We start from the raw sequence: 12,909 nt of genomic DNA on the forward strand, positions 1-12,909 counted from the left end.
CCTGATTATTTCTCCAGCACCGCCACCGCTTCCACATGCGGCGACCAGAGGAACTGGTCAACAGGTGTGACGCGGGTAACGCGATAGCCGCCCTCGACCAGTAGCGCCAGATCGCGCGCCAGCGTCAGTGGATTGCAGCTGACAGCAACGATTTTCTTCACCGTGCTGCGGGCCAGTTCCTTGCACTGGACTTCCGCCCCGGCGCGTGGCGGATCGAACACGACCGCGTCGTAGTTCTTCAATTCGCTGGTCATCAATGGCCGGCGGAAAAGATCGCGTTTTTCGACGCTGATCGGTTTCAGGCCCTGCGTGTTGCGGGCGGCGAAATCCAATGCCTTCAGCGCCTTGTCTTCGGCTTCCACCGCATGCACCTTGCCGATGCGCGCCAGTCTGAGCGCAAATGTACCGGAACCGCAGAAGAGATCGGCAATACGCTTGGATTTGCCGATATGGGCAAGCACCAGTTCCGCCATGGCGTCTTCGGCCTGTTTCGTCGCCTGCGTGAAACCGCCGGCGGGCGGTGAGACCGGCACGCCGCCGAACTCGATGATCGGCTTTTGCGGTTCGATCAGGATTTCACCCGACAGCGAGACACGCGCGATGCCGCGCATGGCAAGCACCGTTTCCGTCAGCGTCCGCCGCTGCTTGTCGTTGACAGACTTGATACCCTCGACGGAAATATCCAGACCGGAAAGCGTTTCAAGAACGGTCATGCGGAACGGCTCGGCATTCGCCGTCATCGAAAGCCCGATGGCGCGGATGGCATCGAGGCGTGAGACGATGCCGGGCGAGGTGACGGGACATTCCTCGATGGCGACGATGTGGTGGCTGCTCGCCTGGCTGAAACCCAGCAGCAGACCCTTCTCCGTCCTGCGGGCGGCAAACACCGCGCGGCGGCGCTCACCGGGGCGACAGATGACGAGATCATCCACATCAGGTGTCAGGCCCTTCGATTTCAGTGCCGAAACCACCAGCTCCCGCTTGAAGGCGTGGTAGGGCTGGTCGGCCAGATGTTGCAGCGAACAGCCGCCGCAGGTGCCGTTGACGCCTTCAGGGCCGAAGTGACGACAGACGGGTTCACGGCGGTCCGCCGAAGCTTCCGCAATCGACATGACCGTGCCGTGGTCCTTCACCTTGGCGATGGCCACCGTCTCGCCGGGCAGGGCGAAGGGCACATAGACCGGGCCGTCGGGACAGTGCGCGATACCGTCGCCCTGTGCACCAAGGCTCTTGATGGTCACGGTCTGGGTGCTCATGGCTTTTCGCCTCCGAGAAGAAATTCGATATTGCCGTCGCCGCCGGAAATCGGCGAAGGAATAAGCCCGAGGCTTTTCCAGCCCATGTCTTCGACGAGCCAGCGCTCCAGCTCGGCAGCAACTGCGGGCGCGGTTTCCGGCTCCTTCAGAAGCCCGGCCTTGCTGATGGCATCACGCCCCGCTTCGAATTGTGGCTTGACCAGCAGGATAGCCAGAGCACCCGGCTCCGCAAGCTCAAGTGCCGGGGCAAGCGCAAGCTTCAGCGAAATGAAGGAGACGTCGGAAACGATGAAGCCGATGGGCCGGTCATCGATATCATCAGTGGTGAGGAACCGCGCATTCAGCCCTTCCAGACTGGTGACGCGCGGATCGTTCTCGATCCTTGGATGGATCTGCCCGTGGCCGACATCGATGGCGACGACATGTTTCGCGCCGCGATGAAGCAGAACCTCGGTGAAACCGCCGGTGGATGCGCCGACATCGAGACACTCAAGGCCCTTCGGATCGAGCTTGAAATGATCGAGCGCGGCCGCAAGTTTGAGGGCAGCGCGGGAGACGTAAGCCTGCGCCGGATCGGTAATCGTGATCTTGACGTTTGCAGCGACGGTCTGGCTCGGTTTGGTGACGATTTTGCCGTTCACGCTCACGGTGCCGCGCGAAACCGCGTCGCGCGCACGCGAGCGGCTGGCAAAGTGGCCGAGCGACACAAGAAGCTGGTCAAGCCGTTCATTTTCAGATGTTTTGGACATGGTCCCGTTCAATGACCGCCAAACCCCGCCGATGCAAGCGATTTATCACGGAAACGGCCCCGAATGCCGCTGCCCCCGGCCATGTTTGTGTTGCACCGCAAAGTCAGAATGTTCGATTAATCCAATATAAAGGCTTGTATTGCACTTTGTGCCCAAGGCCCGTGCGGCCACCGGAACCTGCCATGACGGCATCTCCTCCTATCCACAAAATTGCGACCGTTGCAGCGCAGACGCTTGCTCCGAGGCATCGGGTCGCCGAGAGAGTTTGCGATGTCGCTGAAAAATCTCCCTATCAACCTGAAGCTCATAGCCACCTTCTGTGCCTTGATGAGCGTGTGCCTGCTCGCCTCCGCGGTCGTATTCTGGCAGACGCTGGGGAGCGAGCGTGTCACAATCGACAACAACCGGACCAAGGATATCATCCAGGCGGTGGACGGCGCGACGGCCGCCATGCTGGAGCAGGCCGTCAACCAGCGCGGCTTCCTGCTGTTTCGCAGCGACAGCACCTATAATGATGTTTTCGCCCAGCGCGACCTGATGCTGAAGAAGCTTGACGAAGCCCGCGCGCTTGCCGCCGGCCAGCCGGATATCCTCAACTCCATCGACGACATGCAAAAATCCGCCACCGTCTTCTTCAAGGAACTGGCGGAACCGCAGATCGCTGCCCGCAAGACGACGGAAGCGCCGATTTCCGAAATCATCGAGATCGGCCGCAATCAGGCCAAGGGCCAGCTCGACGGCTTCCGCGCCGCCGCCGCCAAGATCAAGGAACAGCTGAACGGCCTGTCCACGGCCTATGCCGCTGAACAGCAGGCAGCGGCGCTGAACCTGAAATATGCGCTTCTGGGTGGCGGTGCCGTTGCCGGTCTTCTGGCCGTTGCCCTCATCTGGGCGCTGTCACGCTCGATCGTCACGCCGATCGTCGGCATGACTGCGGCAATGAGCCGGCTTGCCGATGGCAATCTGGACACGGAAGTTCCGGCCACGGATCGTGGAGACGAAGTCGGCAAGATGGCGAAGGCCGTTCTGGTCTTCAAGGAAGCCGGGCTGGAAAAATCCCGCCTCGCCGGTGAGACCGATCGCATGCGTTCCGCGACGGAGACTGAACGCCGCCGCAACGAGGAAGAACGGGCGAAGGACGAGGCCGCCAGCGCTTTTGCCAGCGCCGAGCTTGGCAAGGGCCTTGCCGCTCTCGCGGATGGCGATCTTTCCTATCGCATTGAAACGCCTTTTGCGCCCGCCATTGATCCGGTTCGTGTGAATTTCAACAGCGCCGTCGAAAAACTCCAGCAGGCCCTGCGCACGGTTGGCGAGAACGCTGCCGCAATCAATGCCGGCGCTTCGGAAATGCTGTCAGCCGCCGACGACCTGTCGCGCCGCACCGAACAGCAGGCTGCCTCCATCGAAGAAACCGCCGCTGCACTGGAAGAAGTCACCACCACGGTGCGTGACAGTGCCCGCGGCGCGGAAGATGCCGGCAATCTGGTCCAGCGTGCGCGCACCGGTGCGGAAAAATCAGGCACCGTGGTCCGCAAGGCGGTTGCCGCCATGCGCGAGATCGAAAAGTCCTCGGGTGAAATCGGCAACATCATCGGTGTCATCGACGATATAGCCTTCCAGACCAACCTGCTGGCGCTGAATGCCGGCGTGGAGGCCGCTCGCGCCGGTGATGCCGGCAAGGGATTTGCGGTTGTCGCGCAGGAAGTCCGCGAACTCGCCCAGCGTTCCGCCAACGCCGCCAAGGAAATCAAGACGCTGATCAGCGCTTCCAGCCGGCAGGTGGAAAATGGCGTGAGCCTCGTCGACGAGACCGGCAAGGCGCTGGAACTCATCGTTTCGGAAGTCGAAGAGATCAACGCCCATGTCAGTGCCATCGTCGTCGCGTCACGCGAACAGGCGACCGGCCTGCAGGAAATCAACACGGCCGTAAACACCATGGATCAGGGCACGCAGCAGAATGCCGCCATGGTGGAGCAGCAGACCGCCGCCAGCCATTCGCTTGCCCGCGAAGCGGAAGCGCTGAACAGCCTGCTTGGCCAGTTCCGGGTGGGCGGCGCACGTGCTGCCGTTGCGAGTGCCGGTGGATATTCTGCACCGCGCCAGTCTTCGGCCAAGCCCGCCTTCCAGCCGGCACCTGCCGCACCGGTCCGCAAGGCTCCGGTAAAATCGGCCTCCGCAACCGCAAGACCGGTGGCTTCGCCGGCCCGGGCGCTTGGCCAGAGCCTCGCCCGCGCCTTCGGTGGTGCTGCGGAAGCACCGGCTGCGAAAGATCAGGACTGGACCGAGTTCTGAACCGGATTTTCCGGATTGGATGCAAAAAAATCGGGGGCCGCGAGGCCCCCTTTTTGCATCAGCTTTTTCAGATGGGTAGCGCCGCTCACGTGCTCCGAAGCCGGAACATCCGCGCAAAAAACATTTCATCCGACAGGCGGTGAAGCAGTGCGGCGATGACGGCAGTTGCGGCAATGGCGAAAATCAGCCGTCCGACCAGAACGCCATAAACATCGGCCCCCAGCGACATTACCACAAGGGTGTCTTCGATCACGCTATGGGCAAAACCCATGAACACGCAGGACAGAAACACCTGACGTGGCGAGATCGCTCCCGATTGCGCCTCGCGGATCAGGAAACCCGCGCCGTAGGAAATTCCCAGAAACAAGCCGATGGCGGTGAGATGTTCGGCCTCGCCGCGAATGCCGGCAAGCCGCAAAAGGGGCGAAAGCGCCTTCATCATCAGTGCCAGAAGCCCGGTCAGCCTGAGGATTTCGAGGCCGAGGGACAGCACGAGAAGGATGACGAACATCCAGATCATGGTTTTACCGAGACCCAGGAGATAGACCGCCCATTCCGGCGTGGCGCTCATGGCAATCCAGGCAGGGTTCACCGGCCCAGACAACCACCCCGTTGCTTCCAGAACCTGATGCAGGAGAAGGGCATAAATCAATCCGCCGCCGATGCGCAGCGCCGTTGTGACGAGCATGCCGGGTCCTGCTTTTTCAATGATCTTCTGCTCGATGGGCAGGCCGTGCGCGAAGAGGATAAGCGCCGAAAAGACCGTGATATCCGCGCCACTGAGCGAGGAGGCGGGAACGAGTGTGAAGATAAGCGGCACGGCGCCCCAGATGCCGACCAGCATCGCTGTCAGCCAGGCGAGACCAAGCTCCGGCGGCAGCCCGACGAGGTTCATGACAGGCGCGAAGGCCGGCGCCACCGCCTCGATCGCACCCATCCTCGACAACAGCTCGGTGAGGATGGCAATCGGAACGGTGATCCGCACCAGCACCCAGTAGATATCAAGCGTTTCCCGGGTTTTCTGCCAGATGGTGACGAAAATGGGCATGTGAGGCTCCTCGAAGGTTGTCCTCATCCTCTAGGCCGAACCCATTCGCATTTGTGGTCAAAGATTGCAACTTCATGCAATTTTATTGCAAATCCATCCGCAAGAGATATGCTGATGGCATGGATCGGATCGACCGGAAACTTCTGAACCTTTTGCAGGGCGATGCATCGCGTACCAATGTGGATATGGCCGATGAGGTGGGGCTGTCTCCTTCCAGCTGTCTGCGCCGCCTGCAACGGCTGCGCAAATCGGGGGTGATCGACCGTATCGTCGCGATCCTCAACCCCGCAAAGGCCGGGCGCGTGATCAAGGCGCTGGTGACGGTGGAGCTGAAACTGCACGGCGAGCAGCATATGCGCCGCTTTCTGGATATTGCCATTGCCGAGGAGGCCGTGTCGCATGCCTATGCCGTGACAGGCGCAAGCGATGTCGTGCTGATGCTGCGCCTGCGCGACATGGAGGAATTCGATGCCCTGTGCGACAGGCTGTTCCGGGACCAGCACAATGTTGCACGCTTCTTCACCATGGTCGTCATCAAGACGGCGAAAGAGGAAACGGCCATCAGGCTTTGAGCGATTTTCAGGAAAGGTAATATCCACATGGCACCGCGCGTTAAATTGCAGGTTTTGGATGGCTCATACGGGGTGGCGCGGCTTCAGGCGTCTGATCCCATTCCGGCGTGGGCCGACGGCGGTGGGTTTGTCAGCATCAGCCGAACCGATGACGAACTTTCCATCGTTTGCCGGGAAGATCGCATACCGCAGGATGTGCGGGTCGATGCGGGCTGGTCGTGTTTCAAGTTTCAGGGGCCATTTGCATTTGATGAGACGGGCATCGTCCTGTCCGTCATCGCGCCTTTGTCGACCAACGGTATTGGAATATTTGTGGTTTCGACGTTTGATGGAGACCACCTGCTAGTGAAATCGCACGATCTCGAAAAAACACGCGGTCTGCTGGCGGATGCGGGACATTCGCTCATTTAAAAATCCATGTCGCCACAATGATTTTCTGAAGAGGTACGTTTTGAAGAGTGAAATTGAACTGCCGGTGCAAAAGCAGCTCGAGGCCTATAACGCCCGCGACATTGATGCATTCATGGGCTGGTGGGCGGATGATTGTCAGTATTACGCCTTTCCGGCGACGCTTCTGGCAGGAAGTGCTGCAGAGATCAGGGTGCGCCACATCGAGCGCTTCAAGGAGCCTGATCTGCATGGAAAATTGCTGACACGCATTACCGTCGGGAATGTCGTCATCGACCACGAAACGGTTACGCGGAACTTCCCCGAAGGCAGGGGAGAGATCGACGTTGTCTGCATCTATGAAGTTGAAAACGGAAAGATTGCCAAGGCGTGGTTCAAATTGAGCGAACCGCGGATATTGTCTTGAAAACTCAGGCGTTCCGGAAATAAACGCTCGCTGCGATGGATTGGGACCATAAGGAGGTCTTAACCGGACTTCTGACCCCGCGCCGTCTGTGCGGGGCCTGTCTGTTCCCCTCTTTATGCAGCGTGATCGGCCCGCATGGGATGCCAGACGGAAATATCCCGTGGGGCTTCCAGAAGCTCGGGCAGGGCATCATGCCACGCCTGACGATAGGGGCGATGAATCTGGACATCGATGACGTCCTGATGGTCGCTCCAGGTCTCATGCAGCAGGAAGCGGTTGTCGTTTTCACCGTCTCGATGCAGGGTGGCATTCACGAAGGTCTTTTCGTGCCGCATGGCGTCGAGAAGCGCATTCAGCAATTCAAGAAAGCGCTCGCGCTGGCCGTCGCGGACCTGGAAGCCGATGAGATAGGTGGTGTGCACGGGTCTTACTCCTTTGCGCCTGGCATCAGGGCGGCGCGGGTTGCCGCATCGGCGGGGTAGAAACATTCCAGCACCAGTTCGGACAGCGTGACATCGGTTGCGGTTCCGAAAACCGTGGTGGTGGAGATGAAGCTCAAAACGGCGCCCGAGACCGGATCGCGCAGTTGCAGCGGTATGGCCAGTGGATCGGCCCCGGCGGCATGGGGTGAGGCCTTCGGCGCGGGATAGGCCGAAAGCTCCGCATGCAAGTGGCAAAGCATCTCGTCTCCCGTTTCCTCGACCTGACGGCGCAGGCGCTCCAGCAGGTGATGCCGCCATTCGGCGAGGTTGACGATGCGCGAACTCAAACCCTGCGGGTGCAGGCTAAGCCTCAGGGCGTTGAGCGGCGGGCGAAGCAGTTCTTCGGAAACACCGGCCAGAAGCGACGTGATCGCCTCATTGGCGAGAACGACGTTCCAGTGCCGGTCGACGGCAAGGGCGGGGAAGGGCATATGGCCCTGGACCACGGTTTCGACGGCCTGCCGGGCCGCCGCCATGTCGGGCGCATCCAGCGAGCGTTCGGAATGAACAGGCGCATAACCCGCCGCCAGCATCAGCCGGTTGGCGGCGCGGGCGGGCATGGAAAGCTGCTCCGCCAGTTTCGCGAGTATCTCGCGGCTGGGGGATGAACGCCCGCTTTCCACAAAGCTCAGATGCCGCGCGGATATGTCCGCCTCTATCGCCAGATCGAGCTGGCTCAACCTGCGGCGGGCACGCCATTCCTTCAGCACCTGGCCGACATGTTCTCGATGATGTGTCATGCCTCGCAGCCTAGCAGAACATATCGGCAATGCGATTACCTCCGAGGTAATTGTTCCGCTTCCCGACCGCCGGCATGTTTGGGCCGTCAACCAGAAGGAGCGCAATCATGACGCAACATCTCACAATCGCCCAGACCTATCTCGCAGCGTGGAACGAAGAGGACAATGAACGCCGCAGGCATCTCGTCGTGCAGGCATGGGCAGAAAATACGCGCTACGTCGATCCGCTGATGCAGGGCGAAGGCCAGCAGGGGATTGCCGCGATGATCGAGGCGGCGCGGCAGAAATTTCCGGGATATCGTTTCGTTCTTGCCGGCACCCCTGACGGACACGGCAACTTCACCCGTTTCTCATGGCGTCTCATTTCGCCTGATGGGGATGATGTCGCTGGCGGAACCGATGTCGTCAGCCTGAATGCCGAGGGACGGATCGAAAATGTCGTCGGTTTTCTCGATGGCGCGGCATCCTGAGAAAGAGGCGGGATGGTCCGGCCTCCTGTCCCGGCAATCTCGTCAGCCGGCGAAACCGACGCCGGCCTGACGCTGGCCGAGTGCATTAAACACCGTGGAAACGATGCCGGCCCGGTCAAGGCCGGCATTGGCATACATGGTTTCGGGCTTGGCCTGCTCCACCCACTGGTCGGGCAGGGTCAGCGTCCGGACTTTCGGGCCATGGTCGAGCAGGCCGGCGCTGGCCATGAAATGCAGCACATGCGCGCCGAAACCGCCGACGGAGCCTTCTTCGATCGTCACCAGAACCTCGTGATGGCTGGCCAGCTGGCGGATAAGGTCGAGATCGAGCGGCTTGGCAAAGCGCGCATCGGCAACCGTGGTGGAAAGGCCAGCCGCTTCAAGGTCTTCGGCCGCCGCCAGGCATTCCGCCAGCCGCGTGCCGAAGGAAAGCAGCGCAACCTTGGTGCCTTCCTTGATGATACGACCCTTGCCTATCTGGAGAATCTCACCACGTGCGGGCATCTCGACACCCACGCCTTCACCGCGCGGGTAACGGAAGGAAATCGGGCCTTCATCATAGGCTGCCGCCGTGCGCACCATATGTTTCAGCTCCGCCTCATCCGAGGCCGCCATCACCACCATGCCGGGCAGGGTGGCGAGGAAAGTCGTGTCGAACGAACCGGCATGGGTCGGCCCGTCAGCACCGACGAAACCGGCGCGGTCGATGGGGAAACGCACCGGCAGGCTCTGGATGGCCACATCATGCACCAGCTGGTCGTAACCGCGTTGCAGGAAGGTGGAATAAAGCGCGCAGAACGGCTTGTAACCATCAGCCGCAAGCCCCGCCGCAAAGGTAACGGCATGCTGCTCGGCAATGCCGACATCGAAGGTGCGGGACGGGAAAAGCTCGGCCATCTTGTCGAGGCCCGTGCCGTTGGGCATGGCGGCGGTGACGCCGATGATCTTTTCGTCGAGCGTCGCTTCCTGGATCAGGGCTTCGGCAAAGACGCTGGTATAGCTCGGCGCATTCGGCTTGGCTTTCGCCTGCGCGCCGGTGATGACGTCGAACTTGTTGACGCCGTGATATTTGTCGGCTGCGGCTTCCGCTGGCGCGTAACCCTTGCCCTTCTGCGTCACCACATGGATGAGGACGGGGCCTTTCTGGTTGTCGCGCACATTGCGCAGCACCGGCAGGAGGTGATCGAAGGAATGACCGTCGATCGGGCCGATGTGATAGAAACCTAGCTCTTCGAACAGCGTGCCGCCGGTCACATAACCGCGCGCATGGGTCACGGCGCGGGTAATGGCGCGGTCGATGGTCTTGCCGAGATAGGCCGTCAGTTTCTTGCCGAAATCGCGGAAGCCCATATAGGTGCGGCCGGAGGCGAGACGTGCCAGATAAGCGCTCATCGCGCCCGTCGGCGGCGCAATCGACATATCGTTGTCGTTGAGGATGACGATCAGCCGCGCATCGAGCGCGCCGGCATTGTTCAGTGCCTCAAACGCCATGCCCGCCGACATCGAGCCGTCGCCGATGATGGCTACGACCTTGCGGTCGCTGCCATCAAGCCCCGCCGCCACCGCCATGCCGAGACCGGCGGAAATGGAGGTGGAAGAATGGCCGGCGCCGAAATCATCATATTCGCTTTCGGCCCGGCGGGTGAAACCGGAAAGCCCGTCTTCCTGTCGCAGCGTGCGGATGCGATCACGCCGGCCGGTCAGGATCTTGTGCGGATAACATTGATGGCCGACATCGAAGATCAGCCGGTCCTCGGGCGTGTTGAACACCTTGTGGATGGCAATCGTCAGTTCCACCACGCCGAGGCCGGCACCCAGATGGCCACCGGTCTTCGACACGGCGTCAATCATCTCGTCGCGCAGTTCCCGTGCCAGTTCCGGCAGGTCGCGATCATCGATCTCCTTGAGATCGGAGGGAAAATTCACCCGGTCGAGCAATGGTGTCTGTGGCATTCCGGTCAATCGTTCGGCCTTTTCTTGTCGTCAGCAGGGCGTGCCAGAGCGTCTTTCATGTCGAAAGCCGACGGTGCAGCCCTGCATGTCGTACACTTCTATAGAATTTCAACCTTCCGGCAAAGGGACAAACTCTTCTTCGTCGCCGGGAACGATGTCGAAGCGTCCGGTTCTCCACTCCTGTTTGGCCTGCTCTATGCGTTCTTTTGATGACGAAACGAAGTTCCACCAGATGTAACGGCGCTCATTCAGCGCCGCCCCGCCAAAGATCATGATGTGACAGCCATTGCTGCCGGCCTGCAGCGTGATGTCGTCGCCGGGCCGGAAGACGAGCAGCTGGTCGGCGGCGAAGATATCACCGGCAACATCCAGCGAACCGGACAGAATATAGATCGCCCGCTCCTCATGATCGGCGGAGAAGGGGAATTTTACCCCCGGCTCCAGCGAAAGATCGACATAAAGCGTATCTGTAAAGGCCGAAACCGGGGAGGTGAGGCCTTCGAATTCGCCGATTACCACCCGGCCGGTCGCGCCCTTGAGGTCGATCAACGGCATGTCTTCCTTCGCCGTGTGGGCAAAGGCGGGGGCGATTTCTTCCATGTTGTCTGGCAGGGCAAGCCAGGTCTGCAGGCCGGACATGGAAAGCGGATGGCCCCGCAGGTTTTCCGGCGTGCGTTCCGAATGCACGATGCCACGCCCGGCCGTCATCAGGTTGATGTCGCCGGGGCGAATGACGAGTTCGGTGCCGAGACTGTCCCGGTGCTTGATTTCGCCGTCGAACAGATAGGTAACGGTGGAGAGCCCAATATGCGGATGCGGCTTGACGTCGAGCGCCTCGCCCGCCTTCAGGATCGCCGGGCCCATGCGATCGAAAAAGATGAACGGCCCCACAAGCCGCCGTTGCCGGGTCGGCAGGGCGCGGCGCACGGCAAAGCCGCCAATATCGCTGGTGCGGGGAATGATCAGGTTCTCGATGGCATCGCAGGCAAAAGCATCACCCGCGACGGGATCGTTGCCGGGAAAGAAGGACATCGCAAGCTCCTCGTATCGTCTGGCGGGAGTTTAGCACAACCGAGCGGGAGGGGAGCATCGCGATATCGAACGCAGCGTCAACGATCCTAGTTAACACGACATTGTGAGAACACCTTACGGCCGGGGAAAGTTTTCAAACCTCTCCTCCGTCATCCTCGGGCTTGTCCCGAGGATCTAAACACGTCAAGAAAATCAATGCATTGCCGATCCTCGGGACCAGCCCGAGGATGACGTCGAGTGTTTGAATCGGGAGGTGGCTACCTTATCGAATCACGTCCAAACGCTCCCGCTAAACGCAGTCATTCCCCATCGAGCGGTTCCACACCCTGCGGCTTGCCCGCACGATCGAGACGGATTTTTTCGATTCGTTTTTCGGCAGCGTTCAACAGCGTCTCGCAGTGTTTCTTCAGGGCTTCGCCGCGCTCATAGATGGCGATTGATTCGTCCAGCGCCACGTCTCCGCGTTCCAGGCGTGCGACAATGCTTTCCAGCTCGGCGACGGCCTTTTCGAAGGAATAACCGCTGACATCGGCTGTGTTGGCATTTTCCGTCATGTTCAACCCTTCATCATTCTCAAAATATGCATGGCTGCCGATTCCGCCAGCCCTTCCAGATCATAACCACCTTCAAGCAGGCTGACGACCCGGTTCGAGGCGTATTTGTCGGCCATCTCCAGAAGCCGGCCCGTGGCCCAGTCGAAATCCTCTCCCACCAGATTGATCTGTGCCAGCGGATCGCGGTGATGCGCGTCGAAACCGGCGGAGATGAGGATGAGATCAGGCGAAAAATCGGCAATCGCCGGCAGCACGCGGGATTTGAACGCCTCGCGAAAATGGTCGCTGCCGGTGTTGGGCGAAAGCGGCGCGTTGACGATATTGTTCTTCGCGCCGGTTTCGTTTTTATCGCCGCTCCACGGGTAAAGCGGCATCTGGTGGGTGGAACAGAACAGCACTGATGTGTCGTTCCAGAAGATATCCTGCGTGCCGTTGCCGTGATGCACGTCCCAGTCGATGATGGCGACACGCTCTGCCCCATGTTTTTTCTGAGCATGGCGGGCAGCGATGGCCACATTGTTGAAAAGACAGAAACCCATTGCCTTGGCGGTTTCCGCATGGTGGCCGGGCGGGCGGGCGGCGACGAAGACATTGTCGGCAGCGCCGGTAAACACGTCATCCACCGCAGCCATCGCCGCACCGATGCCGGTCAGCGCCGCCTGCAGGCTTTTCGGCGAGGCATAGGTATCCGCCTCGATGCGGTTGATCTCGCCATCCTCTTGCGGGATCTGCCGCATGACGGCAAGCAGATGCTCTTCCGGATGCGCCAGCAGCACCGCATCCTCATTGGCCTGCGGCGCTTCCTTCCGTTCCAGCCGCTCGAAATTCGGATGTTCGAGCGCGATGTTCAGCGACCGCAGGCGGTCTGGCCGCTCGGGGTGGCCGGGAGGCGTGATGTGCTCCAGGAAGATCGGGTGTTCGTATAAACGCGTCGCCATGCTTTTCCT

Annotated in this window: 14 protein-coding genes; 5 read left to right on the forward strand and 9 right to left on the reverse strand. The window is 60.6% G+C overall.

Annotated features, from left to right (window positions below):
• Positions 1-5 precede the first annotated feature (5 nt).
• Together QSV77_RS01820 and QSV77_RS01825 are read right to left on the reverse strand one after the other, a co-directional pair.
• Positions 6-1,256: a class I SAM-dependent RNA methyltransferase gene (locus tag QSV77_RS01820; protein WP_302732352.1), complete on the reverse strand. Its 1,251-nt coding sequence runs from the start codon at positions 1,254-1,256 to the stop codon at positions 6-8.
• A complete protein-coding gene (locus QSV77_RS01825) occupies positions 1,253-2,005 on the reverse strand; it encodes a TlyA family RNA methyltransferase (RefSeq protein ID WP_302732353.1) in 753 nt (250 codons plus the stop codon). Before QSV77_RS01825 ends, QSV77_RS01820 begins: the two co-directional genes overlap by 4 nt.
• A 270-nt stretch (positions 2,006-2,275) precedes the next feature.
• On the opposite strand from QSV77_RS01825, the gene QSV77_RS01830 reads away from it, so the two are divergent.
• Complete coding sequence (locus tag QSV77_RS01830) at positions 2,276-4,297, forward strand: methyl-accepting chemotaxis protein (RefSeq protein WP_302732354.1); 2,022 nt, start codon at positions 2,276-2,278, stop codon at positions 4,295-4,297.
• A gap of 85 nt (positions 4,298-4,382) precedes the next feature.
• Here QSV77_RS01830 and QSV77_RS01835 read toward each other — a convergent pair whose 3' ends face one another.
• The gene (locus QSV77_RS01835; protein ID WP_302732355.1) at positions 4,383-5,345 is read right to left on the reverse strand and encodes a nucleoside recognition domain-containing protein; all 963 of its coding nucleotides are present in this window, start codon (positions 5,343-5,345) and stop codon (positions 4,383-4,385) included.
• 119 nt (positions 5,346-5,464) lie between these two features.
• Here QSV77_RS01835 and QSV77_RS01840 point away from each other — a divergent pair, with 119 nt between their 5' ends.
• From QSV77_RS01840 to QSV77_RS01850, 3 genes are read left to right on the forward strand one after another with little or no spacing between them, the layout of a single operon-like run.
• Positions 5,465-5,917, forward strand: a complete 453-nt coding sequence (locus QSV77_RS01840; RefSeq protein ID WP_065115021.1) for an Lrp/AsnC family transcriptional regulator — start codon at positions 5,465-5,467, stop codon at positions 5,915-5,917.
• Between the two features lie 27 nt (positions 5,918-5,944).
• Positions 5,945-6,328: an ACT domain-containing protein gene (locus tag QSV77_RS01845; protein ID WP_065115022.1), complete on the forward strand. Its 384-nt coding sequence runs from the start codon at positions 5,945-5,947 to the stop codon at positions 6,326-6,328.
• A 40-nt stretch (positions 6,329-6,368) separates the two neighbouring features.
• Positions 6,369-6,731, forward strand: coding sequence for a nuclear transport factor 2 family protein (locus tag QSV77_RS01850; protein ID WP_302732356.1), 363 nt, complete (start codon positions 6,369-6,371; stop codon positions 6,729-6,731).
• Positions 6,732-6,844: 113 nt separating this feature from the next.
• On the opposite strand, the gene QSV77_RS01855 is transcribed toward QSV77_RS01850, so the two are convergent.
• Complete coding sequence (locus QSV77_RS01855) at positions 6,845-7,153, reverse strand: putative quinol monooxygenase (RefSeq protein WP_137002988.1); 309 nt, start codon at positions 7,151-7,153, stop codon at positions 6,845-6,847.
• A 5-nt stretch (positions 7,154-7,158) separates the two neighbouring features.
• Positions 7,159-7,953, reverse strand: a complete 795-nt coding sequence (locus QSV77_RS01860) for a helix-turn-helix domain-containing protein (protein WP_302732357.1) — start codon at positions 7,951-7,953, stop codon at positions 7,159-7,161.
• Positions 7,954-8,060: 107 nt separating this feature from the next.
• Here QSV77_RS01860 and QSV77_RS01865 point away from each other — a divergent pair, with 107 nt between their 5' ends.
• Positions 8,061-8,423 (forward strand): nuclear transport factor 2 family protein, encoded by a 363-nt coding sequence (locus QSV77_RS01865; protein WP_302732358.1) that lies wholly within the window; start codon positions 8,061-8,063, stop codon positions 8,421-8,423.
• A gap of 42 nt (positions 8,424-8,465) precedes the next feature.
• Here QSV77_RS01865 and dxs read toward each other — a convergent pair whose 3' ends face one another.
• The 4 genes from dxs to QSV77_RS01885 form a co-directional block, all read right to left on the reverse strand.
• A complete protein-coding gene (gene dxs, locus QSV77_RS01870; RefSeq protein ID WP_080817504.1) occupies positions 8,466-10,385 on the reverse strand; it encodes a 1-deoxy-D-xylulose-5-phosphate synthase in 1,920 nt (639 codons plus the stop codon).
• Between the two features lie 99 nt (positions 10,386-10,484).
• Positions 10,485-11,408 carry a pirin family protein gene (locus QSV77_RS01875; RefSeq protein ID WP_271360776.1) on the reverse strand — a complete coding sequence of 308 codons (924 nt, stop codon included), beginning with the start codon at positions 11,406-11,408 and terminating at the stop codon, positions 10,485-10,487.
• Positions 11,409-11,707: 299 nt separating this feature from the next.
• Complete coding sequence (locus QSV77_RS01880; RefSeq protein ID WP_003503059.1) at positions 11,708-11,962, reverse strand: exodeoxyribonuclease VII small subunit; 255 nt, start codon at positions 11,960-11,962, stop codon at positions 11,708-11,710.
• Between the two features lie 2 nt (positions 11,963-11,964).
• Complete coding sequence (locus QSV77_RS01885; RefSeq protein ID WP_302732359.1) at positions 11,965-12,900, reverse strand: histone deacetylase family protein; 936 nt, start codon at positions 12,898-12,900, stop codon at positions 11,965-11,967.
• Positions 12,901-12,909 lie beyond the last annotated feature (9 nt).

This window comes from Agrobacterium sp. V1 (genome assembly GCF_030518355.1).
Taxonomy (GTDB): domain Bacteria; phylum Pseudomonadota; class Alphaproteobacteria; order Rhizobiales; family Rhizobiaceae; genus Agrobacterium; species Agrobacterium cucumeris.